The sequence below is a fragment of the Luteimonas sp. MC1782 genome (assembly GCF_014164605.1).
Lineage (GTDB): Bacteria > Pseudomonadota > Gammaproteobacteria > Xanthomonadales > Xanthomonadaceae > Luteimonas.
Map to the genome: position 1 here is coordinate 38,345 of NZ_JACJFT010000001.1, position 23,232 is coordinate 61,576.

Annotated in this window: 20 protein-coding genes and 1 tRNA gene; 11 read left to right on the forward strand and 10 right to left on the reverse strand. The window is 69.5% G+C overall.

Translation table 11 applies throughout. The annotated features are described in order from the left end of the window. Positions 1-209 precede the first annotated feature (209 nt). The 9 genes from thrS (at position 210) to H5368_RS00220 (ending at position 7,861) form a co-directional block, all read left to right on the forward strand. Positions 210-2,117, forward strand: a complete 1,908-nt coding sequence (gene thrS, locus H5368_RS00180) for a threonine--tRNA ligase (protein ID WP_182820417.1) — start codon at positions 210-212, stop codon at positions 2,115-2,117. Between the two features lie 69 nt (positions 2,118-2,186). Then, on the forward strand, positions 2,187-2,732 hold the full coding sequence (gene infC / locus H5368_RS00185; protein WP_182820418.1) for a translation initiation factor IF-3: 546 nt from the start codon (positions 2,187-2,189) through the stop codon (positions 2,730-2,732). Between the two features lie 258 nt (positions 2,733-2,990). Next, complete coding sequence (rpmI, locus tag H5368_RS00190) at positions 2,991-3,188, forward strand: 50S ribosomal protein L35 (RefSeq protein ID WP_055249161.1); 198 nt, start codon at positions 2,991-2,993, stop codon at positions 3,186-3,188. A 13-nt stretch (positions 3,189-3,201) separates the two neighbouring features. Beyond that, positions 3,202-3,561: a 50S ribosomal protein L20 gene (rplT, locus tag H5368_RS00195; protein WP_182820419.1), complete on the forward strand. Its 360-nt coding sequence runs from the start codon at positions 3,202-3,204 to the stop codon at positions 3,559-3,561. Between the two features lie 119 nt (positions 3,562-3,680). Next, complete coding sequence (pheS, locus tag H5368_RS00200; RefSeq protein ID WP_182820420.1) at positions 3,681-4,676, forward strand: phenylalanine--tRNA ligase subunit alpha; 996 nt, start codon at positions 3,681-3,683, stop codon at positions 4,674-4,676. Positions 4,677-4,685: 9 nt separating this feature from the next. Further along, the gene (pheT, locus tag H5368_RS00205) at positions 4,686-7,061 is read left to right on the forward strand and encodes a phenylalanine--tRNA ligase subunit beta (protein ID WP_182820421.1); all 2,376 of its coding nucleotides are present in this window, start codon (positions 4,686-4,688) and stop codon (positions 7,059-7,061) included. A gap of 13 nt (positions 7,062-7,074) precedes the next feature. Beyond that, a complete protein-coding gene (ihfA, locus tag H5368_RS00210; protein ID WP_182820422.1) occupies positions 7,075-7,377 on the forward strand; it encodes an integration host factor subunit alpha in 303 nt (100 codons plus the stop codon). Continuing rightward, complete coding sequence (locus H5368_RS00215) at positions 7,370-7,726, forward strand: MerR family transcriptional regulator (RefSeq protein ID WP_182820423.1); 357 nt, start codon at positions 7,370-7,372, stop codon at positions 7,724-7,726. Before ihfA ends, H5368_RS00215 begins: the two co-directional genes overlap by 8 nt. A gap of 58 nt (positions 7,727-7,784) precedes the next feature. Beyond that, positions 7,785-7,861 (forward strand) — tRNA-Pro (locus tag H5368_RS00220). Positions 7,862-7,929: 68 nt separating this feature from the next. Here H5368_RS00220 and H5368_RS00225 read toward each other — a convergent pair. Further along, entirely contained in the window at positions 7,930-8,961 is a 1,032-nt protein-coding gene (locus H5368_RS00225; protein ID WP_182820424.1) for a sensor domain-containing diguanylate cyclase, read from the reverse strand. A 186-nt stretch (positions 8,962-9,147) separates the two neighbouring features. On the opposite strand from H5368_RS00225, the gene H5368_RS00230 reads away from it, so the two are divergent. After that, positions 9,148-10,182: a TraB/GumN family protein gene (locus tag H5368_RS00230; protein ID WP_182820425.1), complete on the forward strand. Its 1,035-nt coding sequence runs from the start codon at positions 9,148-9,150 to the stop codon at positions 10,180-10,182. A 43-nt stretch (positions 10,183-10,225) separates the two neighbouring features. Here H5368_RS00230 and dxs read toward each other — a convergent pair whose 3' ends face one another. The 5 genes from dxs to H5368_RS00255 form a co-directional block, all read right to left on the reverse strand. After that, positions 10,226-12,139, reverse strand: coding sequence for a 1-deoxy-D-xylulose-5-phosphate synthase (gene dxs, locus H5368_RS00235; protein WP_182820426.1), 1,914 nt, complete (start codon positions 12,137-12,139; stop codon positions 10,226-10,228). Between the two features lie 67 nt (positions 12,140-12,206). Next, on the reverse strand, positions 12,207-13,385 hold the full coding sequence (locus H5368_RS00240; protein WP_182820427.1) for a hypothetical protein: 1,179 nt from the start codon (positions 13,383-13,385) through the stop codon (positions 12,207-12,209). 159 nt (positions 13,386-13,544) lie between these two features. Further along, positions 13,545-14,201 carry an HNH endonuclease gene (locus H5368_RS00245; RefSeq protein WP_182820428.1) on the reverse strand — a complete coding sequence of 219 codons (657 nt, stop codon included), beginning with the start codon at positions 14,199-14,201 and terminating at the stop codon, positions 13,545-13,547. A gap of 81 nt (positions 14,202-14,282) precedes the next feature. Further along, positions 14,283-16,073 carry an acyl-CoA dehydrogenase C-terminal domain-containing protein gene (locus H5368_RS00250; protein WP_182820429.1) on the reverse strand — a complete coding sequence of 597 codons (1,791 nt, stop codon included), beginning with the start codon at positions 16,071-16,073 and terminating at the stop codon, positions 14,283-14,285. A gap of 54 nt (positions 16,074-16,127) precedes the next feature. Further along, positions 16,128-16,604 (reverse strand): LEA type 2 family protein, encoded by a 477-nt coding sequence (locus H5368_RS00255; protein ID WP_182820430.1) that lies wholly within the window; start codon positions 16,602-16,604, stop codon positions 16,128-16,130. Between the two features lie 159 nt (positions 16,605-16,763). Between H5368_RS00255 and H5368_RS00260 the strand changes: the two genes are divergently transcribed. Further along, positions 16,764-17,402, forward strand: a complete 639-nt coding sequence (locus H5368_RS00260) for a hypothetical protein (RefSeq protein ID WP_182820431.1) — start codon at positions 16,764-16,766, stop codon at positions 17,400-17,402. Positions 17,403-17,441: 39 nt separating this feature from the next. Here the strand turns inward: H5368_RS00260 and H5368_RS00265 are convergent, their stop codons facing one another. From H5368_RS00265 to phoB, 4 genes are read right to left on the reverse strand one after another with little or no spacing between them, the layout of a single operon-like run. Next, entirely contained in the window at positions 17,442-18,977 is a 1,536-nt protein-coding gene (locus H5368_RS00265; RefSeq protein WP_182820432.1) for a Ppx/GppA phosphatase family protein, read from the reverse strand. Then, positions 18,977-21,148, reverse strand: a complete 2,172-nt coding sequence (ppk1, locus tag H5368_RS00270) for a polyphosphate kinase 1 (protein ID WP_182820433.1) — start codon at positions 21,146-21,148, stop codon at positions 18,977-18,979. The genes H5368_RS00265 and ppk1 overlap by 1 nt, the downstream gene beginning before the upstream one ends. Beyond that, positions 21,132-22,484, reverse strand: coding sequence for a phosphate regulon sensor histidine kinase PhoR (gene phoR / locus H5368_RS00275; RefSeq protein WP_182820434.1), 1,353 nt, complete (start codon positions 22,482-22,484; stop codon positions 21,132-21,134). The genes ppk1 and phoR overlap by 17 nt, the downstream gene beginning before the upstream one ends. A 9-nt stretch (positions 22,485-22,493) precedes the next feature. Beyond that, positions 22,494-23,183, reverse strand: a complete 690-nt coding sequence (gene phoB, locus H5368_RS00280) for a phosphate regulon transcriptional regulator PhoB (RefSeq protein WP_182820435.1) — start codon at positions 23,181-23,183, stop codon at positions 22,494-22,496. Positions 23,184-23,232 lie beyond the last annotated feature (49 nt).

Here is a 23,232-nt window from a genome sequence, read left to right on the forward strand (position 1 = left end):
GCCGCCGCGGACGATTTGTTCTAGAATCGGGCGCTCCACCCTTGGCGCAAAGGTGGCCCGCGGCAACGCCGGCCGAGCGTGCGACATGAGCACTACCACCGCCCACCGCTGATTCCCGCCCGCGGCCGATTACGGAAGGCGCCCGCGTGGCGCTTTTTTCTTGTCCGCGGCCTGCAGCCCTTGCCGACCGCCCAGCCAGCAGCCCATACATGATCACGATCACGCTCCCCGACGGCAGCCGCCGCGAGTTCGACCACCCCGTCTCCGTCATGGAGGTCGCGCAGTCCATCGGCCCCGGCCTGGCCAAGGCCACCGTGGCCGGCAAGGTCGACGGCCGCCAGGTCGACGCCTCCGACCTCATCGACCACGACGCCAGCCTGCAGATCCTGACCCCCAAGGATGCCGAGGGCGTGGAGATCATCCGCCACTCCTGCGCGCACCTGGTGGGCCACGCGGTCAAGCAGCTGTACCCGGACGCCATGATGGTGATCGGGCCGGTGATCGAGGACGGGTTCTACTACGACGTCTGGCGCGCGCAGCCCTTCACGCCGGACGACATGGCCGCGATCGAAGCCCGCATGCGCGAGCTGATCGATACCGAGTACGACGTCATCAAGCGCATGACCCCGCGCGAGGAGGTCATCGGTGTCTTCCAGACGCGCGGCGAGGACTACAAGCTGCGCCTCATCAAGGACATGGGGCCGGACGTCACCGAGATGGGCCTGTACCACCACCAGGAGTACGTGGACATGTGCCGCGGCCCGCACGTGCCCAACACGCGCTTCCTGAAGGCGTTCAAGCTGACGCGTGTGTCCGGCGCCTACTGGCGCGGCGACTCCAAGAACGAGCAGCTGCAGCGCATCTACGGCACCGCCTGGGCCGATGCCAAGCAGCTCAAGGCCTACGTGCAGCGCATCGAGGAAGCCGAGAAGCGCGACCACCGCCGCATCGGCAAGCAGCAGGAGCTGTTCCACCTGCAGGAAGAGGCACCGGGCCTGGTGTTCTGGCACCCCAAGGGCTGGGCCATCTGGCAGGTGGTGGAGCAGTACATGCGCGGCGTGTACCGCACGAGCGGCTACGGCGAGGTGCGCTGCCCGCAGGTGCTGGACGTGAGCCTGTGGCAGAAGTCCGGCCATTGGGACAACTACAAGGAGAACATGTTCTTCACCGAGTCCGAGAAGCGGACCTACGCGGTGAAGCCCATGAACTGCCCGGGCCACGTGCAGGTGTTCAACCAGGGCCTGCACAGCTACCGCGACCTGCCGATCCGCTACGGCGAGTTCGGCGCCTGCCACCGCAACGAGCCCTCGGGCGCGCTGCACGGCATCCTGCGCGTGCGCGGCTTCACCCAGGACGACGGCCACGTGTTCTGCACCGAGGGCCAGATCGAGTCCGAGGTGACCGCGTTCCACGCGCAGGCCATGAAGGTCTACGCCGACTTCGGCTTCGAGGAGGTGCAGGTGAAGCTCGCCCTGCGCCCGGATTCGCGGCTCGGCGACGACGCCACCTGGGACAAGGCCGAGATCGCGCTGCGCTCGGCGCTGCGGTCGGCCGGCGTGGAGTGGACCGAGCTTCCGGGCGAGGGCGCGTTCTACGGCCCCAAGATCGAGTACCACCTGAAGGACGCCATCGGCCGCACCTGGCAGCTGGGCACGATGCAGGTCGATTTCATGATGCCGGGCCGCCTGGGCGCCGAATACGTCGACGAGCACAGCCAGAAGCAGACGCCGGTCATGCTGCACCGCGCCATCGTGGGCTCCATGGAGCGCTTCATCGGCATCCTGATCGAGCACCACGCCGGCAGCTTCCCGGCCTGGCTGGCCCCGGTGCAGGCGGTGGTGATGAACATCACCGACGCCCAGGCCGACTGGGTCGAAGAAGTGCGGAATATCCTTGTCAATCAAGGGCTTCGGGTCGAATCCGACCTGCGCAACGAGAAGGTTGGCTACAAGATCCGCGAGCACACGATGCAGCGGGTGCCCTACCTGCTGGTGGTGGGCGACCGCGAGAAGGAGACCCGGGCGGTCGCCGTGCGCACCCTGGCGGGGGAGGACCTGGGCAGCATGCCGCTTTCGGACTTCATCGCCCGCGTGCATGCAGAACGGGCCCCTTGCTGAGTATCATGTAGCCTCGCGCCCGCCAGATGGCAGGCGCCATGGGGCCCGGCATCCGGGTCCTGCCCGGTAGTGTTCACCCACGGAGATTGCAACATCAGCACACCTGACAAGCAGAATAGAAGGAACGGCGAAATCCGCGTGCCGCGCGTGCGCGTGATCGGTTCGGACGGCGAGATGATCGGCGTGCTCACGCGCGACGAGGCCATCGCCATGGCCGAAGAGGAAGGACTCGACCTCGTCGAGATCCAGCCCAATGCCGATCCGCCTGTGTGCAAGGTCATGGACTTCGGCAAGTTCAAGTTCGAGACGCAGAAGAAGGCGAACGAAGCCAAGAAGAAGACCCGCCAGGTCGAGATCAAGGAAGTCAAGTTCCGTCCGGTCACCGACGAGGGCGACTACCAGATCAAGCTGCGCAAGATGCGCGGGTTCCTCGAGGAAGGCGACAAGATCAAGGTCAACATCCGCTTTCGTGGCCGCGAGATGAGCCATCAGGAGCTGGGCCGCGAGATGGCCGGCCGGATCGAGACCGATCTCGGCGAGGACATCGTCATCGAGTCCAGGCCGCGCCTTGAAGGCCGGCAGATGGTCATGATGATCGCGCCCAAGAAGAAGTGATGCCGCGCGCCATCGGCGCGTGACGCGACACCCCTCCCGCCGCGGCACGCGGGAAGGCGCATGAACCCGGTGATTTGCCCGAGGTGCCCGAGTCCGTGCATAATGCGCGGCTCGGTGTGCCGTTTTGGCGGCGTGCCGGATGGACCCGTCCTGGATCCGCAGTGGATTCCAGGGCCTAAGACCGGCAGGGGCAGGACGGAAAGCGTGGCGCAAGCCACCGCCCGGGCCAGTGACAGAAACCAAACAGGGATCCCAGCAATGCCCAAGATCAAGACGCACCGGGGCGCGGCCAAGCGCTTCAGGAAGACCGCGTCCGGCAAGTACAAGGCAGGCCACGCGAACCGTAGCCATATCCTCACCAAGAAGGCGACGAAGCGGAAGCGCAACCTCCGTCAGACGAACCACATTCCTGCGTGCGACAGCGGTCGTCTCGATCGCATGCTGCCGTATCTCTGAGGAGGACTGAACAATGGCACGAGTAAAGCGTGGCGTGCAGGCGCGCCGCCGTCACAAGAAGGTCCTCAAGCAGGCCAAGGGTTACTACAACGCGCGCCGCAAGGTGTTCCGCGTTGCCAAGCAGGCCGTCACCAAGGCCCTGCAGTACGCCTATATCGGTCGCAAGCAGAAGAAGCGCAATTTCCGCTCGCTGTGGATCGTCCGCATCAACGCGGCGGCCCGCATCAACGGCATGAGCTACAGCCGCTTCATGAACGGCCTCCTGAAGGCCGGCATCACCCTCGACCGCAAGGTGCTGGCGGACATCGCCGTGCACGACGCGGCGGGTTTTGCCGCGCTGACCGAGAAGGCGAAGGGCGCGCTCGCAGCGTAAGTGTGTCGCCGGCCACCGCGCGTTCGCGCGGCGGTGGCCAGGCGGACAACGCGGTACACGCATGGGGAAGGGCGCAAGTCCTTCCCCATGTTTCGTTTTGGCTCCCCGAAGGTGCCCTGATGACCGATATCGAACACATCCGCCAGCAGGCGCTCGCCGACATCGCCGCCGCGCAGGCACCGGATGCGGTGGAAGCGCTGCGCGTCGCGCTGCTCGGCAAGAGCGGCAGCATCACCGCACTGCTGAAGACGCTTGGCACCCTGCCGGGCGAGCAGCGCAAGGCCGCTGGCGAAACCATCAACCGGGCCCGCGACGCGATCGGCGAGGCACTGGCCGAGCGCAAGGCCGCGCTTGAAGCCGCCGCGCTCGACGCGCGCCTGGCCGGCGAATCCATTGATGTCACGCTGCCCGGGCGCGATGCCGACCGCGGTGGCCTGCACCCGGTCAGCCGCACCATGGAGCGCATCGCCGAGATCTTCGGCCGCCTTGGCTACGCACTCGCCGACGGCCCCGAGATCGAGGACGACTTCCACAACTTCGAGGCGCTGAACTTCCCGCCGCACCATCCGGCGCGCGCCATGCACGACACGTTCTACTTCGGCGATGGTCGCCTGCTGCGCACCCATACCTCGGGCGTGCAGGTGCGCTACATGCAGGAACACGCGCCGCCGCTGCGGATGATCGCGCTGGGCAAGGTCTACCGCAGCGATTCCGACCAGACCCATACGCCGATGTTCCACCAGTGCGAAGGCCTGCTGGTCGGCGAGCACGCGAGCTTCGCCGACCTCAAGGGCACGCTGGTGGAGTTCGTGCGCGCGTTCTTCGAGCGCGACTTCGAGATGCGCTTCCGCCCGAGCTATTTCCCGTTTACCGAGCCCTCCGCCGAGGTCGACATCGCCTGGGCCCAGCCGGACGGCTCCACCCGCTGGCTGGAAGTGCTCGGCTGCGGCATGGTCCACCCCACCGTGCTGCGCAATGTCGGCATCGACCCCGAGCGCTTTACGGGTTTCGCCTTCGGCCTCGGCGTGGAGCGCTTCGCGATGCTGCGCTACGGCGTGGACGACCTGCGCAGTTTCTTCGACAACGACGTGCGCTTCCTGCGCCAGTTCGCCTGAGGCCGCCGCATGAAATTCTCCGAGAACTGGCTGCGCCAGCACGTCTCCACCACCGCCTCGCGCGATGAGCTCGCGGCCACGCTGACCGCGATCGGCCTGGAGGTCGAGGAACTCACGCCGCTGGGCGCTGCGCTCGACGGCGTGGTGGTGGCGCGCATCGTGTCCGCCGAAAAGCATCCCGAAGCCGACCGCCTGCAGGTCTGCCAGGTCGACGCCGGTGGCGATGCGCTGCTGCAGATCGTGTGTGGCGCGCCGAATGCGCGCCCCGGCCTGCTCGCGCCGCTGGCCACCATCGGTGCCCAGGTCGGCACGCTGACCATCACGGCCGCGAAGCTGCGTGGCGTCGACTCCAACGGCATGCTGTGTTCGGCGAAAGAGCTCGGCATCGACGCCGATGCCTCGGGCCTGCTCGAACTGCCTGCGGATGCCCCGGTTGGCGCGTCGCTGGCGGACTACCTGGGCCTGCCCGACGCCAGCATCGAACTCAAGCTGACGCCCAACCGCGCCGACTGCTTCAGCGTGCGCGGCATCGCCTACGACGTGGCGGCGGCCTGCGGCAGCACGGTGGTCGAGCTCGACGCCACCCCCGTACCCGCGCAGGGCAACGCCACGCTCGCGGTCACGCTGGATGCCGGCGCCGATGCGCCGCGCTATGTCGGCCGGGTGATCGGTGGTGTCGACGCGGGCCGCGCCACGCCGCCCTGGATGGCCGAGCGCCTGCGCCGCAGCGGCATCCGTCCGCTGTCGTTGCTGGTGGATGTCACCCAGTACGTGATGCTCGAACTCGGCCAGCCGATGCACGCCTACGACCGCAGCCTGCTGCAGGGGCCGGTCGGCGTGCGCCGCGCGCGCGACGGCGAGGCGCTGAAGCTGCTCGATGGCCGCGATGTCGCACTGGATGCAGGCTTCCTGGTGATCACCGACGCGGACCGTGCGATCGGCCTGGCGGGGCTGATGGGCGGCTTCGACACGCGCGTGACAGACGCGACCCGCGACGTCTTCCTCGAGGCCGCACATTTCGCGCCGGCCGCGATCATTGGCCGTGGCCGCAAGCTGGGCCTGCATACCGACGCCGGCCACCGCTTCGAGCGCGGCGTCGATCCGGAACTGCCGCGCACCGCCATGGAATACGCCACGCGGCTGATCCTCGACATCGCCGGCGGCGTGCCCGGCCCGGTGGTCGCGGTGGACCATGCGCAGCACCTGCCGCGGCCGACGACGATTCCCCTGCGCCGTGCGCGTCTTGCACGCGTGCTCGGCATCGCCATTGCCGATGCCGATGTGGAGCGCATCCTCCGTGCGCTGGGCCTGGGCGTGGAGGTGGGTGATGAAGGCTGGACCGTCACCGCGCCGACCCGCCGCTTCGACCTCGCGATCGAAGAGGACCTCATCGAGGAGGTGGCCCGCATCCACGGCTACGACGCCATCCCCACCACGCTGCCCGGCGGCGCGATGCGCCTGGTGGCGGCGTCGGAAACCGAGTTGCCCGAACACGACCTGCGCCGCGCGCTCGCCGCCCGTGGCTACCTGGAAGCCATCAATTACGCCTTCGTCGATGCCGGCCTGCTTGCCACGTGGCAGGCCGACGAGGCGCTGGTGCCGCTGGCCAACCCGCTCAGCGCCGAGCTCGGCGTGATGCGGCCCCGGCTGCTGCCGGGCCTGGTGGACGCGCTGGCGCGCAATGTCGCGCGGCAGCAGGTGCGCGTGCGCCTGTTCGAGCTCGGCAAGGTGTTCACCGCTGCGGTCGCGGGTGAAGCGCCGGTGGAGACGCCGCGCATCGCCGCCGTGGCCTGTGGCGATGCGGCCGGCGAGCAGTGGGGCGCCGCCGCGCGCCGGGTCGACTTCCATGACCTCAAGGGCGATCTGGAAGGCCTCGCGGCGCTCTCCGGTACCGCGCTGGCGTTCCGACCGGCCACGCCCCCCTGGGCGCATCCAGGCCGGGCCGCGGACGTGCTGCGCGACGGGCAGCTGGTCGGTGCGATCGCCGAACTGCACCCGCGCCTGCAGCAGGCGCTGGGGCTCGACCATCCCGTGGTGGCGTTCGAACTCGACCTGGCTGCACTGCGCGCGCGCGCGGTACCGCGCGCCCGCGCGCAGTCCAGGTTCCCGTCCGTGCGCCGCGACCTCGCATTCATCGTCGCCGACGCGGTCGCCTGGGCGGATCTTGAAGCCTCTGCCCGGAGTGCCGCTGGACCGGTCCTGCGCGGTCTGCGCCTGTTCGACGTCTACGCCGGGAAAGGCGTAGAAACGGGATTCAAGAGTGTCGCGATGGGCTTGATTCTGCAGGACGATTCACGCACGCTGACCGACCGCGATGTGGATGCGGTGGTGGTTGCGGTCACCAGTGCGGTGGCGGCGGCGCACGGAGCGCGCATCAGGGGTTGAGCAGGGAGTTGGCATGGCGTTGACGAAGGCGGAAATGGCCGAACGGTTGTACGAAGAGGTTGGCCTGAACAAGCGCGAAGCGAAGGAATTCGTGGACGCGTTCTTCGTCGCCCTGCGCGAGGCCCTGCAGGGTGGTCGCCAGGTCAAGCTGTCGGGCTTCGGAAACTTCGACCTGCGCCGCAAGAACCAGCGCCCCGGCCGCAACCCCAAGACCGGGGAGGAGATCCCGATCTCCGCGCGCACGGTGGTCACCTTCCGCCCCGGCCAGAAGCTCAAGGAACGCGTGGAAGCGTACGCCGGAGGCACCCATGCTTGATCCCGGCAGCAACCGCGAACTCCCCCCCATCCCGGCCAAGCGCTACTTCACCATTGGTGAGGTCAGCGAGCTGTGCGACGTCAAGCCGCACGTGCTGCGCTACTGGGAGACCGAATTCCCGAGCCTCAGCCCGGTCAAGCGCCGCGGCAACCGGCGCTACTACCAGCGCCACGACGTGCTGATGGTGCGGCAGATCCGTGGCCTGCTGTACGAACAGGGCTATACCATCGGCGGCGCCCGCCTGCGGCTCGAAGGCGAGGGCGCCAAGCAGGAGTCGGCGCTCAGCAGCCAGATCATCCGCCAGGTGCGCATGGAGCTCGAGGACGTCCTGCAGCTCCTGCGTCGTTGAACAACCTGCCGGCAGGGCGCGCATGAAGGCGCTGCGCCGGCTATAATCCGCACCCATCCGGGGTATAGCGCAGCCTGGTAGCGCACTTGTCTGGGGGACAAGTGGTCGTCGGTTCAAATCCGGCTACCCCGACCAAATCTGTGTGACTTCAACGGCCTGCGATCACTCGCGGGCCGTTTTTTATTCACCTCGTGGAGTGGCGCTCACTTGCGCGCGAGCATCATGCGGTTTCGACCGTTGCGCTTGGCCTCGTACAACGCGGCATCGGCGGCGTTGACCCAGTCCTCGATGCGCGCATGGTTGGGCCGCGCCGCGGCGATGCCGATGCTCACCGAGTGGGCCAGGTCCGGCGCCTGTGGCAGGCGGATGTTCTCGACCGCGGCACGGAACGCCTCGGCGAGCGCGGCCGCCTCGGGCAGCGCGGTCGCCGGGCACACCACCGCGAACTCGTCCCCGCCGAAGCGACCAGCCACATCTGCGGGTCGCAGGGCGCGCAGCAGCAGCGCGGCCACCTCGCGCAACAGCGCGTCACCGGCGATGTGGCCGTAGCGGTCGTTGGCCTGCTTGAAGCCGTCCACGTCGATCATCACCAGCACGGCCGGCCCGGCCCCTGCATGCACCTCGTGCAGCGTGCGCGCGACCTCGCGCTCCCAGTGGTCGCGCGAGCGCAGCCCGGTGAGCATGTCGGTGCGGCTGAGCAGGTCGAGTTCCTGGTTCTTGCGCAGCACCTTCCTCACCAGTTGCCGGCGCCCGTGGCTGACGGCGAACGTGTGGATCAACAGCATCGGCAGGCAGGCCAGCACGACGCCGGTGCTGGACGCGGGCGCAAACGCGAACCCGGTCGCGAGGCCGCCCGCGAGCACCGCGGCACATGTCGGCAGCAAGGTGCGCCTGTACAGCCCCGGGATATCGGTATTGATCTTGTCGGCGGCGGGAAGGGCGATCAGCAGCACGGCCGGCAACAGGTTGAAGTGCAGCAGCGGTACCCACAGCGCCGCGAGCGCGGAATCCATGACCAGGTTGCGTTGCTCGGCAACGAAGGGCGAAGCGCTGCGCCGCGCCAGCACATGGGCGAGCTGTGGCCAGGCCACGCCGGTGAACGCGCACAGCGCCCAGAGCAGCGGCCCCGCCTGCAGTTCGGCCAGGACGGTCGCAATCGCCAGCGCACCAAGTGCCATGCCGAGGACGCGGTACGGGTAGATGCGACGCGGCAGCGCCGTACGTGCGCGGGTCAAGTTGAAACCCGTGGCGTGTGTCGGCCCCGGGCGAGCCGTCTGTGGGTCCTGCAACGCATCCCCCCCATGGGCCGGGGCGATGCCCGGCGCATCGTGATTATAGTGCGCGACCGGCTGGCGCGCCGACAGGAACCTTCGTCCCCGGGCGCGCTCGAATGGTGTCGCATCCACAGGCAGGGACCGCGCATGACTCTTTCGCAATCCGTCCGCAGGCGCGGCCAGGCATGGGCCGTGGCCGGCGTGCTGTGCCTGGTCGCCGTCGGCAAGCTCGCAGGCGCCCAGCCCGCCGCCCCGACTTCCGGACCGGCCATCCGCGATCTCGAGGCGCTGGTGGTGTCGGGCACGCGGCCCGGTCCCGGCATGTGGAAGGTGTCGAAGGGAGGCCACGTGCTGCACATCCTCGGCACGGTGTCGCCGCTGCCGCGGCGCATGGACTGGAATTCGGCCGACGTCGAGGCCGTCATCGCGCGCTCGCAGGCGGTGATCGAGGCGCCTTACGTCGCGGTGAATTCCGACATCGGGATGTTCCGGGGCCTGGCACTGGTGCCGGCGATGCTGCGCGCACGCAACAACCCGGCCAAGCGGCCGCTGCGCGACGTGGTCTCCGCCGACCTCTACGCGCGCTGGCAGTTGCTCAAGGCGCGTTACATGGGCCACGACCGCGGCGTGGAAAAGCGGCGGCCGCTGGTGGCCGCGCAGGAGTTGTACGAGGCGGCGCTGAAGAAGTCGGGGTTGCGCATGGGCGGCGTGGTCACGCCGGTGGTGCGCAGGGCGGCGAGGGACGCCGGCGTGCCACTGCTCGAGAGCAAGGTCGCCCTGACGCTCGAGGATCCCAAGGCCGTGTTGAAGGAGCTCAACGACAGCGACCTCGCCGACCGCGAGTGTTTCGCGGGCACCATGGCTCGCATCGAGACCGACCTCGACAACATGCGTGCGCGCGCCAATGCCTGGGCCGACGGCGACCTTGAAGCGCTCGGCGCGCTTCCCTACGACGACCATTACCGGACCTGCATGGAGGCGCTCACCGCCAGCGCGCTGGCGCGGCGCCTGGGATTCAACGACTTGCGCGCGCGGGCCGACCAGGCGTGGCTGGCGAATGCAGACAAGGCGCTGGCGGAGAACCCGGTGAGCTTCGCCGCGCTGCCGATGTCGCAACTGCTGGCGGAGGACGGCCTGCTCGCGCAGCTGCGCGAGCGCGGCTACGAGATCCAGGCACCCTGAGTCCGGCTTCGGCGTTCAGCGATCAGCGGTCAGCGGGCGGCCGTCAGCCGGCGGCGGTGCGCGGCGCCGCCGCGGGCTGCTCGGCCTGTGGCCAGCGCGCCAGGACGGCGGCGCGGATGCCCGCGGCGTCGATGCCGGCCTCGGCCAGCAGGTCCTCGCGGCTGGCGTGGTGCTGGAAGGCGTCCGGCAGGCCGAGGTGCAGGACCGGCAACAACACGTTTTCAGCCGCCAGGAGCTCCGACACCGCGGAGCCGGCACCGCCCATCACCACGTTGTCCTCGATGGTGACAAAGCCCTCGTGGCTCGCGGCCAGCTGCAGCAGCAGTTCGCGGTCGAGCGGCTTGATGAAACGCATGTTGACCAGGGTGAGGCCGAGCTCGGTGGCGACCGCTTCGGCCGCCGGCACCGTAGCGCCAAACGCCAGCAGCGCGACGCGCGTGCCGGCGCGACGGAGTTCGGCCCTGCCGATCGGCAGCGTCTCGAGTGCGTCGCCGGCGGCGATGCCGGTGCCACTGCCACGCGGATAGCGCACCGCGGCCGGGCCCGGGTGGCGGAAACCGGTGGTCAGCATCTGCCGGCACTCGCGTTCGTCGGCCGGCGCCATCACCACCATGTGCGGCACGCAGCGCAGGTAGCTGAGGTCGAGGTTGCCGGCGTGGGTGGCGCCATCGGGCCCGACCACGCCGCCGCGGTCGATCGCGAACAGCACGTCGAGCTGCTGGACGGCGACGTCGTGCACAAGCTGGTCGTAGCCGCGCTGGAGGAACGTCGAATAGATGGCGACGACGGGCTTCGCGCCCTCGCAGGCCATGCCCGCGGCCAGCGTGACCGCGTGCTGCTCGGCGATGGCGACATCGAAATAGCGCGCCGGGTACTCCTTGCTGAAGCGCACCAGGCCCGAGCCTTCGCGCATCGCGGGGGTGATCGCCATCAGCGTGTCGTCGGCCGCGGCCATGTCGCACAGCCAGTCGCCGAAGACGTCGGTGTAGGTGGGCTTCTTGACCGCGCCGGGCTTGGACACCAGGCCCTGGTCGGGGTCGAACGGCGAGACGGCGTGGTAGCCGATCTGGTCGCCTTCGGCGCGCTCGTAGCCCTTGCCCTTGGTGGTGATGACGTGCAGCAGCTGCGGGCCCTTCATGCCCCGCACCACCTTGAGCGCCGAGACCAGCGCCTTGATGTCATTGCCGTCGATCGGGCCGGTGTAGTGGAAGCCCATTTCCTCGAACAGCGTGGACGGCACGAACATGCCCTTCCAGTGCTCTTCCCAGCGGCGCACGAATTTCGCCGGCGCGCCGCGCTTGTCGCCGAGCAGCTTCTTGCCGCCCTCGCGCAACGCGTTGAGCGTCTGGCTGCCGGTGGCGCGGCCCAGCATCTTGGTCAGCCCGCCGACGTTCTCGCTGATCGACATGCGGTTGTCGTTGAGCACCACCAGCAGGTTGGGCTCCGGGTCCATGCCGCCGGCGTGGTTGAGCGCCTCGTAGGCCATGCCGGCGGTCATTGCGCCGTCGCCGATCACCGCCACCACCTTGCGGTCGTCACCGGCGCGCGCGGCGGCGATCGCCATGCCCAGCGCGGCCGAGATGCTGGTGGAGGAGTGACCGACGCCGAACGTGTCGTACTCGCTTTCCTCGCGCTTGGGGAACGGCGCAACGCCGTCCTTCTGCTTGACCGTGTGGATGCTGTCGCGGCGCCCGGTCAGGATCTTGTGCGGATACGCCTGGTGGCCGACGTCCCAGACGATGCGGTCGCGCGGGGTGTCGTAAAGATAGTGCAGGGCGGTGGTCACCTCCACCACGCCAAGGCCCGCGCCGAAATGGCCGCCGCTCTTGCCGACGGATTCAATGAGGTAGGCGCGCAGCTCGTCGGCGATCGCGGGCAGCTCGGCCTCGTCGAATTCGCGCAGGCGGGCCGGGTTGTCGATGCGCGCAAGGCGCGGATGGCGGGTGGAGTCGATCATCCGCACATTGTAAGACGGCAGGGCCCCGCGGCGCGTGGCGGCGGGGCGCCGCGTGGCTGGCCCCCGTTCAGCGGTTGCGCAGGCGCCCCAGCAAGCCGCCGGCGCGCGCCTTGACCGGCTCTTCGACGACCGGCGGTGCCTCTACCACGGCCTCGGCGTAGCCCGTGGCCAGATTGGCATTGATGAAGTCGGCGACGTCGGCCTCGGGGATGCCGCTGGCTTCGGCGATCTCGGCCACCGTTGCGGGTCCTTTCATCATCGCGGTCGCGATGCGGAAGTGGCGCGGATATTCGCGCTCGGTCTGCGGCCACTTGGTGAGTGCAAACCGCCCGGCGGGGTCTTCCCCGGGCAGCAGGGCGCCGCCGCCGGCGAGCAGGCCACCGAGCCAGCGCAGGCGAGCCAGCGGCTGCGGCGCGCCCGCAGCGGCGGTCTCGCGCGCCCAGGTGGCGGCGTCGACCGGTGCGAAGTCGGATGCCTCGAGCGCGCCTTCGAAATAGCCGGCGAGCGGATTCAGGGGCGTCGGGCCGTGCCACCTGTCGTTGTCCGCATCGATGAACAGGGTCGGACCCGACGCGCGGCGGAATCGCACGCGGCCGGACAGCGCGCCGGGACGGAGCCACGCGGCGAGGTCGTCGGGCACGGGTGGAGCTTCCTCAATCAGCTCCTCGGCCTCTTCGACCGGCAGCATCTCGACGGTGCCGCCGGAATCCTCATCCGGCGGGACCGCCTGCATGGGAGGTTCCGGCAGCGCTGCCACCGCTGCGGGTGGCGCGGGCGCCACGGGTGGTGGGGCGGCTTCCACTGCATCCAGTGCCGCGGACATGGCGTTGGCTGCAACCGGTGCGGGTGCAACCGCTTCGTGCTGTTCCGCGGCCGCGGGAGCCGCATTCGCGGCGGCGCTTCCGATCCCGGGCGCCGGCGTGGCGGCAAGCTCGACACCGACGCTGCGCGCGACTTCGGCCAGCAGCTCTGCGACCTGGGCGCCATCAAATGGCCTTCCAAGGCGGAACTCGGTCTGGCTCCGCGCCGCCGACGTCAGCCCGATCACGTGGCGTCCGGCGGCATGCAGGCGCAGCCAGCTCATCGGACCGTACATGCTGTCCATGTCGACGACGACGTGGTCGGCTTCGGCTTCCGGGAGCAGGCGCCACGCGCCGCCGAGGCGTGCGTTGCCATCGTCGAACGCGGCCTTCAACGCCGTTTCTGTAGCCGGGTCCATGCCGGTCAGGCCGAGGGTCAGCGACATGGGCGAACATGCTCCGGAAACAGTGATGAGCGAGTGTCCGGGAGCGTGGCAGCTGCGTCAACGCGCGCGCTGCGGCAGTTGCGGCTGCTGCGCGTCACCTGCGCCGGGCGTTTGGTGACCGTGGTCGCGCTTGTTCGTGGCGGCACGCGCGGATGTCGCTCAGTGGCGCGGTTTCTTCGGCAACTGGCTCTTCAGGAATGCCATCTGGTCGGCGAGGATGTTGCGGTTGGAGAGGATCAGGTGCTCGATCCAGCTCGGCCGGTACGGCACCGCGAGCAGCGGCATCGACGCCTGCTGCGGCGTGCGCCCGCCCTTGCGCGAATTGCACGGAAAACAGGCGGTGACCACGTTCTCCCAGGCGTCCTCGCCGCCCTGCGAGAGCGGATGCACATGGTCGCGGGTCAGGTGGCGATGCGCCACGTCGCGCCCGCAGTACAGGCACAGGTGCTGGTCGCGGGCGAACAGCGCGGTGTTGGTCAGCGCGGGCGTCGGGTTGAGCGCGCGCGAGCGCGCCTGGCTGCGCGCGGCGACGATCGGATGGAGTTCCACGAGGCTGCGCAGGCCGGTGGCGCGGCAGGTGCCGCCGCGCACCGCGAGGCAGGGATCGCCCAGCGTCCAGGCCACGGCGCCGCGCACGTACAGGCAGGTCGCGTCCTGCCAGCTCATCCAGTCGAGGGCGCGGCCGTGGGCATCCAGGGACAGCAGGCGTACGCGGTCAAGCGCATGTCGGCCGGCGCCTGCCGGGAGGCCAACGGCGGCCGGCGGGGCGGGGCCCATGCCGCGGACGAGGCGAAGTTTCGCTCTGTCGGGTTCCATGGGAACAACAGCTTATACGCCCTCGACTACGGCTTGTGTAGCGCCGCCGGAGCTGGCCGGCGGCGGGGCGGCAGACGCAGGTCAGGCGTCGAAGGCGTCGGCCTCGAGCGTCATCAGCGATGCGGCGCCCGAAGCCATCGCCTCGGCGTGCGCCAGGGTGCGTGGCAGGATGCGCGCGAAATAGAAGCGCGCGGTCTCGCGCTTGGCGTCCTTGAACGCCTGGCTCCGCGACGACTCACGCGCCGCGGCGGCGGCGCGCAGCCACCAGTAGGCCAGCACCACGTAGCCGGAATAGAACAGGTAGTCGTGGCTGGCCGCGCCAAGCTCCTCCGGATTCTCGGCCGCGCGCTGCAGCACGTTCCTGGTCAGCACCGTCCACTCCGCGGCCTTGGCACGCAGGATGGCGACATCGGCGCCCAGTTCCGGATCATCGGCATGGGCGGCGCAGAACGCCTCCACCTCGGCCAGGAAGAGCTTCAGGCCGGCGCCCTGCGAGGACGCCGTCTTGCGCCCGATCAGGTCCAGCGCCTGGATGCCGGTGGTGCCCTCATACAGCGTGGTGATGCGCGCGTCGCGCGCGAGCTGCTCCATGCCGTGCTCGACGATGTAGCCGTGGCCACCGAAGCACTGCAGCGCGTTGTAGGTGTTTTCGATGCCCCATTCGGTCTGGCAGGCCTTGGAGATCGGCGTGAGGAACCCGACCAGGGTCTCGGCGCGCGCGCGCTCGTCGGCATCGCTGGAATGCGAGGCGATGTCGAGCAGGCTGGCCGCCTGCAGCGCGAGCATGCGGCTGCCTTCCACCAGCGACTTGATGGAGAGCAGCATGCGCCGCACGTCGGGGTGGACGATGATCGGGTCGGCGGGCTTGTCCGGGAACTTCGCCCCGGACAGCGAACGCGACTGCAGGCGCTCGCGCGAGTAGCGCAGTGCGTTCTGGTACGCGCGCTCGGAGAGTCCCAGCCCCTGCAGGCCCACCCCGATGCGCGCCGAGTTCATCATGGTGAACATGGCCTTGAGGCCGCCGTGCGCCTCGCCGACCAGGTAGGCTTCTGCGCCGTCGAAATTCATGACGCAGGTGGCCGAGCCCTTGATGCCCATCTTGTGCTCGATCGACCCGCAGCGCAGCGCGTTGCGTGCGCCGATGCTGCCGTCGCGGCCGACCTTGAGCTTGGGCGCCACGAACAGCGAGATGCCTTTGGGCCCGGGCGGTGCGTCGGGCAACCGCGCCAGCACCAGGTGCACGATGTTGTCGGTGAAGTCGTGCTCGCCGGCGGTGATGAAGATCTTGGTGCCGTGGATCGCGTAGGTGCCGTCCGCGGCAGGCTCGGCCCGCGTCCGCAGCAGGCCCAGGTCGGTGCCACAGTGCGGTTCGGTCAGGCACATGGTGCCGGTCCAGCGGCCTTCGACCAGCGGCTTCAGGAACACGTCGCGCTGCCAGTCCTCGCCGTGGCGCTCGATGGCCATCACCGCGCCGTGCGACAGCAGCGGGAAGTTGCCCCAGGCAAGGTTGGCCGCGTTGACCATCTCGTTGACCGACAGCCCGAGCATGTGCGGCATTCCCTGTCCACCGAACGCCGGGTCGGCAGTGAGGCCCGGCCAGCCGGCGTCGATGAACTGAGCATAGGCCGCCTTGAAGCCGTCCGGCGTGCTGACATCGCCCGTCGCGGGGTCGTGGTGGCAGCCCTGCTGGTCGCCGACGGCATTGAGCGGGGCGAGCACGCTGCCGGTGAACCGCGCGGCTTCCTCGAGCACGGCATCCACCACGTCCGCGCTGGCATCGTGGAATCCGAGGCGCGCGAACAACGCCTGGGCGTTGAACACGTCGTTGAGCACGAAACGCACATCGTCGATCGGGGCCTGGTAATTGCTCATGGGTTCGCGCGGTGTCCTGGTCTGGGTGGGGTGCGTCGTGCCTGTCGCAGGCGCTCAGCGCAGCACGCCGGGCAGGCCCGGCATCGGGCTCAGCGCGCTCTTGCGGAGGATCCTGTAGCTGCGGGATGAGCCGCGATCTGCAGGCGCGGCGTCGATGCTGCCTTCCAGCGCGTAATCCACGCCGCGCCGCGAGGCGAGTGCGTCGGCCAGGACCATGCGTGCGCCCGCGTCGGGACGCATCGTGACGCTGACGACGTCGGCGGACTCGGGCCCGACGGTCAACGCCGGCTGGTGGAGGAGCTTGCCTGCGGCCTGGTCGCCGATACGGACATCCAAGGTGAGGCTGTCGAAGCGCATCGGGACGCTGCTGTAGTTCTGCAGCCTCAGCTCCACCGACCAGCTCCCGTCGGCGGCCACGGTGAGCTGCTGGATGCTGGCGGCGGGCTCGGAGACCCGGCGCACCGGGCCGCTGGTGCAGCCCGCGAGTACAAGGCAGGCCAAGGCCAGTGCGAGCAGAACGCGATGCGTCATTCCATGCTCCTGTGACGGGTGCGCCGAGCATAGCATCGGGCGATACGGTAGCGGATGGTAGGCGCGGCGGGCTGGTGAGGTGGCGGAATCCGTGGCTCGCTTGCGTTTAAAGTGCATGCCTTGCCTCGGCCACCACGGCCCTGGTCCGCAGGAGCAACGATGAGCGTCGAGCCGAACAAGAAGGGTTTCCGGGAACGCCTGCCGTGGATGATCGCGGCGCTCGCGGTGATCGCGCTGGTGGCCACACTGGTGTGGGGGCCGAAGGACCGCGCCAAGCCCGACGCCGACGCGATCGCGCAATTGACCGAGCGCATGGCCGCGCTGGAAACCGGTGGCGCCGACGGGCTGCGACGCCGTCCGGCGCAACCGGATCCGGGTCTGGGCGTGGGCATGGGCGCGCGCGATGGCGATGAGGCGACCGCGATGGGACGGACGCAATCAGCAGAAGAGGCGGCGGCGGCGCGCGACCGGCAGCTGCGCGAGCTCGAGGCGCAGTTCGCGCGCGACGTCGCCGATCCGGCGACCGGGCCGTCCACCGAACGCACGCTGGTGGCCACCATCTCCGGGGACACCATGGCTGCGACCGGGCTGACGCCGGGCAACGTCGACATCGCGTGCAGGAAGGCCAGCTGTCGCATCGTCGGCAGCTTCGACCGCATGGGCGATGCCCAGGACTGGGGCCTGTTCTACATCACCGCCGCGGGCGGCGACGTGCTGTCGCAGACGCAGATGGTGTTCGTGCCCAAGCCGGACGGCAGGACCGAAGTGCGCATCTATTCGGCGCGCGCCAAGGACTGATCGGCGCGCAAGCGCCGCACGCGGCTCCCGCGCCACGTTTCAGCCCATCCGGAACACGATGCCGAGGGCGCCGATCTCGCCCGGCTCGCCGTCCAGGTCGGCCTGCAGCAGCGGACGCTCGCCGAGCCAGCGCGTCGGGAGGTCCAGCGACAGCATGCTGCCTTCGGCGACCACGCGCAGGCCCGGGATATGGGCTTCTTCGTGGCCGCGGTGCAGCAGGACCGCCAGGCGCAGCAGGATCGCCAGGCGCCGCGCCTCGGGCAACAGGCGGTCGGGAAGTGCCTCGAACGCCGACTTCGGGACCTTGCGCCGATGCGTGCGCACCAGCGCCGCCAGGAACTGCTGCTCCTGGCGCGAGAAGCCGGCGATGTCGGAATACTCGACCACGTAGGCGCCGTGCACCTGGTACTGGCTGTGCGCGATGGAGAGCCCCAGCTCGTGCAGCTGTGCGGCCCAGTCCAGCATCAGCCGGTCGTCGGGGGACAGCGACCACGCCGCCGCGACCTGGTCGAACAACGCCAGGGCCGTGGCCGCGACCCGTGCGCCCTGCGCCTGGTCGATGCCATAGCGGAGCACCAGTGCCGCGATCGACGCCTCGCGCGGATCGGCATCGCCGGCGCGTCCCAGCATGTCGTACAGCACGCCCTCGCGCAGCGCGGCTTTGCTGACCATCATGCGCTGCAGCCCGAGCGTGTCGAACGCGGCTTCCAGTGCGAGCAGTCCGCCGGCGATGATCGGGCGACGGTCGGCCGACAGCGACGGCAGGTCGATGTCGTCGATGAGCTCTGCGCGCAGCAGCCGCTCGCGCACGGTGGCCAGGGCCTCGGCGGTGATCGCGCCCTTGGTGAGCTTCATGGTGGCGCAGATCTCGCCGATCGCCTTGCTGGTGCCCGATGTGCCGATCGCTTCGTGCCAGCCGAGGCTGCGGTAGGCGCTGGCGAACTGCTGGAATTCGGCGGAGACCTCGATCAGGGCATCGCGCCATTTGCGCCGTGACAGGCGGCCGTTGGAGAAGAAGCGGCGCGTGGTGGCGATCGACCCGACCTGCACGCTCTCGCGTTCGATGGTGGTGAATCCGCGGCCGATGATGCATTCGGTCGAGCCGCCGCCGACGTCGATCACCAGCCGGCGCTGGTCGTTCTTGGGCGGCTGCGCGTGTGCTACGCCGAGGTAGACCAGGCGCGCCTCCTCGCGGCCGGCCACGACCTCGATCGCATGGCCGAGCGCGGTCTCGGCAGGCATCAGGAACGCCTGCGGCGCGGCGAGGCGGCGCACGGTATTGGTGGCGATGGCGCGCACGCGGTGCGGGGGGATATCGCGGATGCGCTGGCCGAAACGCGCCAGGCATTGCAGGGCGCGCTGGCGCACCTCGGTGACCAGCCCGCCCTTGGCATCGAGTCCTTCGGCCATGCGCACGGTCTCGCGCAGGCGGTCGACGACGCGCAGCTGGCCCAGCGTGTAGCGCGCAACGACCATGTGGTAGCTGTTCGAGCCGAGGTCGATGGCCGCCAGCATGTCGCCGTCCTCCAGCGGCTGCGATTGCGAGGCGGTGGCCGATGCGCGCGTGTCGTTCATCATCCGGTCCCCGCCATCAGTGCCGCCTGCGCGGAATGTGGCGGCTCGCCCTCCGCGGGCGCGAGCTGGCGGTAGCTGCCATCGTACTGCAGCTCCCAGGCAGTGGTGTTGTCGGCAAGGTAGTTCTCGAGCGTTTCCCGGCGCACGCGTTCGGCGATCACCGGGTCGATGATGGGGAAGCAGGTTTCAACGCGGCGCAGCAGGTTGCGCTCCAGCCAGTCGGCGCTGGCACAGAAGGTTTCCGGCGCGCCGTCGTTGCCGAACCAGTACACGCGGCTGTGCTCGAGGAAGCGGCCGACGATGGAGCGCACGCGGATGTTGTCGGAAACGCCCGGGATTCCCGGGCGCAGCGTGCATGCACCGCGCACGATCAGGTCGATCTGCACGCCGGCCTGCGAAGCGGCATACAGCGCACGCACCACCTGCGGCTCGTTCAAGGCGTTCATCTTGGCGATGATGCGGCCCGCGCGCCCGTCCTGCGCGAAGCCGGCTTCGCGCTCGATGCGCGCCATCACGCCCGCGTGCAGGGTGAACGGCGATTGCAGCAGGCGCTTGAGCCGGATCGCCGGCGCCAACCCGGAAATCTGCTGGAAGATCTGGTGCACGTCGCTGCCGATCCCGGGGTCGGCGGTGAGCAGCCCGATGTCGGTGTACGCGCGCGCGGTGCCGCTGTGGTAATTGCCCGTGCCCATGTGCACGTAGCGACGCATGCGCTTGCCCTCGCGGCGTACCACCAGCAGCATCTTGGCGTGGGTCTTGTAGCCGACCACCCCGTACACCACCTGCACCCCGGCGTCCTGCAGGCGGTCGGCCAGGCCGAGGTTGGCCTCCTCGTCGAAGCGCGCCCGCAGCTCGACCACCACCGTGACGTCCTTGCCGTTGCGCGCCGCCTGCACCAGGTGCTCGACGATCGCCGAGTCCTTGCCGGTGCGGTACAGCGTCTGCTTGATCGCCAGCACGCCCGGGTCGGTGGATGCCTGCTTGAGCAGTTCCAGTACCGGCGTGAACGCGTCGAAGGGGTGGTGCAGGAGCACGTCGCCCGCGGCGATGCGCTCGAACATCGCGTCACCGCCCGACAGCTGCCGCGGCTGGAACGCGGGGAATTTCAGTTCCGGGCGGTCGACCTCGTTGTACACCTGGATCACGCGGTTGAGGTTGACCGGCCCGTTGATGCGGTACACCGCGTTTTCGGGCAGGTCGAAGTTGCGCAGCAGGCCCTCGACGATCGGCTTGGGGCAATCGGAGGCGATCTCCAGGCGCATCGCGCGCAGGTAGCCGCGGCCGACCAGCTCGTCGCGCAGCGCCAGCGCGAGGTTCTCGATCTCGTCCTCGTCGACGATCAACTCCGAGTTGCGGGTGACCCGGAACTGGTACGCCCCTTTCACCGTCATGCCCGGGAACAGGTCGTCGACGAACTCCGACAGCATCGCCGACAGGAACACGAAGTCGTGCTCGCCGCCGGATACGCGTTCGGGCAGGCGGATGATTCGCGGCAGCGAGCGCGGTGCGCGCACGATCGCCAGGTGCCCGCTGCGCCCGAATGCATCCTTGCCCTTCAGCACCACCACCAGGTTCAGCGACTTGTTGAGGATCTTCGGAAACGGATGCGACGGGTCGAGTCCGAGCGGCGACAGCACCGGCAGGATCTCCTCGCGGAAATACGCGCGCAGCCAGCGCTTCTGGCGCGTGTTCCAGGTGTCGCGCGACAGCACGCGCACGCCGGCGTCGGCCAGCGCCGGGCGCAGCACGTCGTTCCAGCACTGGTATTGCGCGTCCACGAGGTCCGCGGTGCGTTCGTGGATGCGCCTGAGCACGGTGGCCGGTGCCAGCCCATCGACCGGAAGCGGCATGTCGAAGTCCTGCGCATGGCGCACGGTGGCGGCGCGGATCTCGAAGAACTCGTCGAGGTTGGTGCACGAGATGCACAGGAAGCGCAGCCGTTCCAGCAACGGCATGGACGCGTCCTGCGCCTGGGCGAGGACCCGGAAGTTGAAGTCCAGCTGCGACAGCTCGCGGTTGAGGTACAGGGCCGGATCGCGCAGCGGGTCGGCGTCGGACTGCTCCTGGGTGCCCTGCGTGTCAACGGGCGCCGGGGCCTGCGTCGAGGTCGCCAGCTTGTTGGACCGGGGCGCGCTTGCGCGCCGCCTGGGCGTCTTACCGGGCGTGCTCATGGGCGCGCTGTTCTCCGTGGTGGTCGTCGTCGTCGCGCTCGACGATGCGCGCGGCGACGAAGTGGCAGGTGAACGTGCTGCCGCGCCCGACCTCGCTCTCGATGCCGAGGCGGGCCTGGTGCAGCTGCAGCACGTGCTTGGCGATCGCGAGCCCCAGGCCGGTGCCGCCGGTCTCGCGCGTGCGGCTGGTGGAGACGCGGTAGAAGCGTTCGGTCAGTCGCGGAAGGTGGTCGGCCGGGATGCCGTAGCCGCTGTCGCGCACTGCGAGATCCGCGCCACCCTCCGCGTTGCGCATGAACCCGATCGAGATCGCGCCACCGCTGGGCGTATAGCGCACGGCGTTGGCCACGAGGTTCGAGAACGCGCTGTGCAGTTCCCGGGTGGAGCCCGCCAGGTCGACACCGGCATGGTCCTCGACCGTGATCACGTGGCGGCCCTTGCTGAGCGCCTCGGCCTCGCGCCGCAGCGTGGCCAGCATCGATGCCATCGACACGGGCTCGTCCGGCAGCGCCTCCTGGGCTTCCAGCCGCGACAGGGTCAGCAGGTCCTCGACCAGCTGGGTCATGCGCTGCGACTGCCTGCGCATTTCCTCCAGCATCGGAGCCCATTCCGGGTTGTCCTCCGGGTCGAACATGTCCAGGTAACCGTGCACCACGGTCAGCGGGGTGCGCAGTTCGTGCGAGACATTGGCGACGAAGTCGCGACGCATCTGCTCGAGGCGCACCATCTTGCCCACGTCGCGCGCGACCAGCAGCCACAGCGAGTCGGAATAGGGGATCAGGCGCAAGCTGAGGCGCACGCCGGCATCGACGGGCGAGGCGACGTCGAACATCGGCTCCGCATGGCGGCCGGCGCTGAGCCAGCGCGCCATCGGCAGCGGCTGCAGCCGTTCGCTGATGCTCGCCCCCTGGTCGCGCGGGTAATCGAGGCCGAGCAGGGTGGTCGCGGCGCTGTTCGACCAGAGCAGCCGCTGGCTGTTGCGGTCCACGATCACCAGCGCGTCCGGCAGCACCGCGGCCACGGTACGGTAGGCCCGCAGCATTTCGACCAGCCGCCGGTCACGCGTGCGGGCATCCTGGCGTCGACGGTGCAGCAGGCGTTCCACCTCGCTCCAGGTGCCGCGGCCGTGGCCCGGCGGTGGCATGCGCTGGCGGGTGTCCACGCGCGTCAGCAGGCGGCGCAAGCGCAGCACATGGCCGGCCAGCAGCGCCAGCGCCGCCAGCGCGAGCGCCGGCCAGGGCTTGCCGACCGCGAACCCGAGGGCAAGCGCGCCCGCGAGCACCGTGGCCAGGGTGGCCAGGGTGCGCAGCCAGGCGGATTCTGCGGTGGGCGGCATGCCGCCAGTCTAGACGGAGGCGGAGAATCGGTAACCCGCGCCACGCACCGTCTGCACCATGGCATCGAGGCTGACCGGTTCCAGCGTCTTGCGCAGGCGGCGGATATGCACGTCGACCGTACGCTCCTCGACATAGACGCTGCCGCCCCAGACATGGTCGAGCAGCTGCGAGCGCGAGTACACCCGGTCGGGATGGGTCATGAAGAAATGCAGCAGGCGGTATTCGGTGGGCCCGATCGCGACCGGTTCGGCGCCGGCGAACACGCGATGGGCGGCGCCGTCGATGCGCAGTCCGCCGACGTGGACGCTGCCGTCCTCGTCGTCCTCGCGCGAGCGGCGCATCACCGCGCGGATCCGGGCGAGCAGTTCACGCGAGGAGAACGGCTTGACCACGTAGTCGTCGACGCCGGCTTCCAGGCCGCCGACGCGGTCATTCTCCTCGCCGCGCGCGGTCAGCATGATGATCGGCACGTCGCGCGTCAGCGGCTCGCGCCGCCAGCGCCGTGCCAGCTCGATGCCGCTGGTGCCGGGCAGCATCCAGTCGAGCAGGATCAGGTCTGGCACGCGGTCCACGATCGCTTCCTGGGCCTGTCGGGCATCGCCGGCGTGGACCGGGTCGTAATCGCCCTTGCGGAGCGCGAAGGCAACCATGTCGCGGATGGCCGGCTCGTCGTCGACGATGAGGATGCGCTTTTGCACGCGTTCACGGCTCGCGGAGGGGGGACGCAAGCATTAGACGACGGTTTGG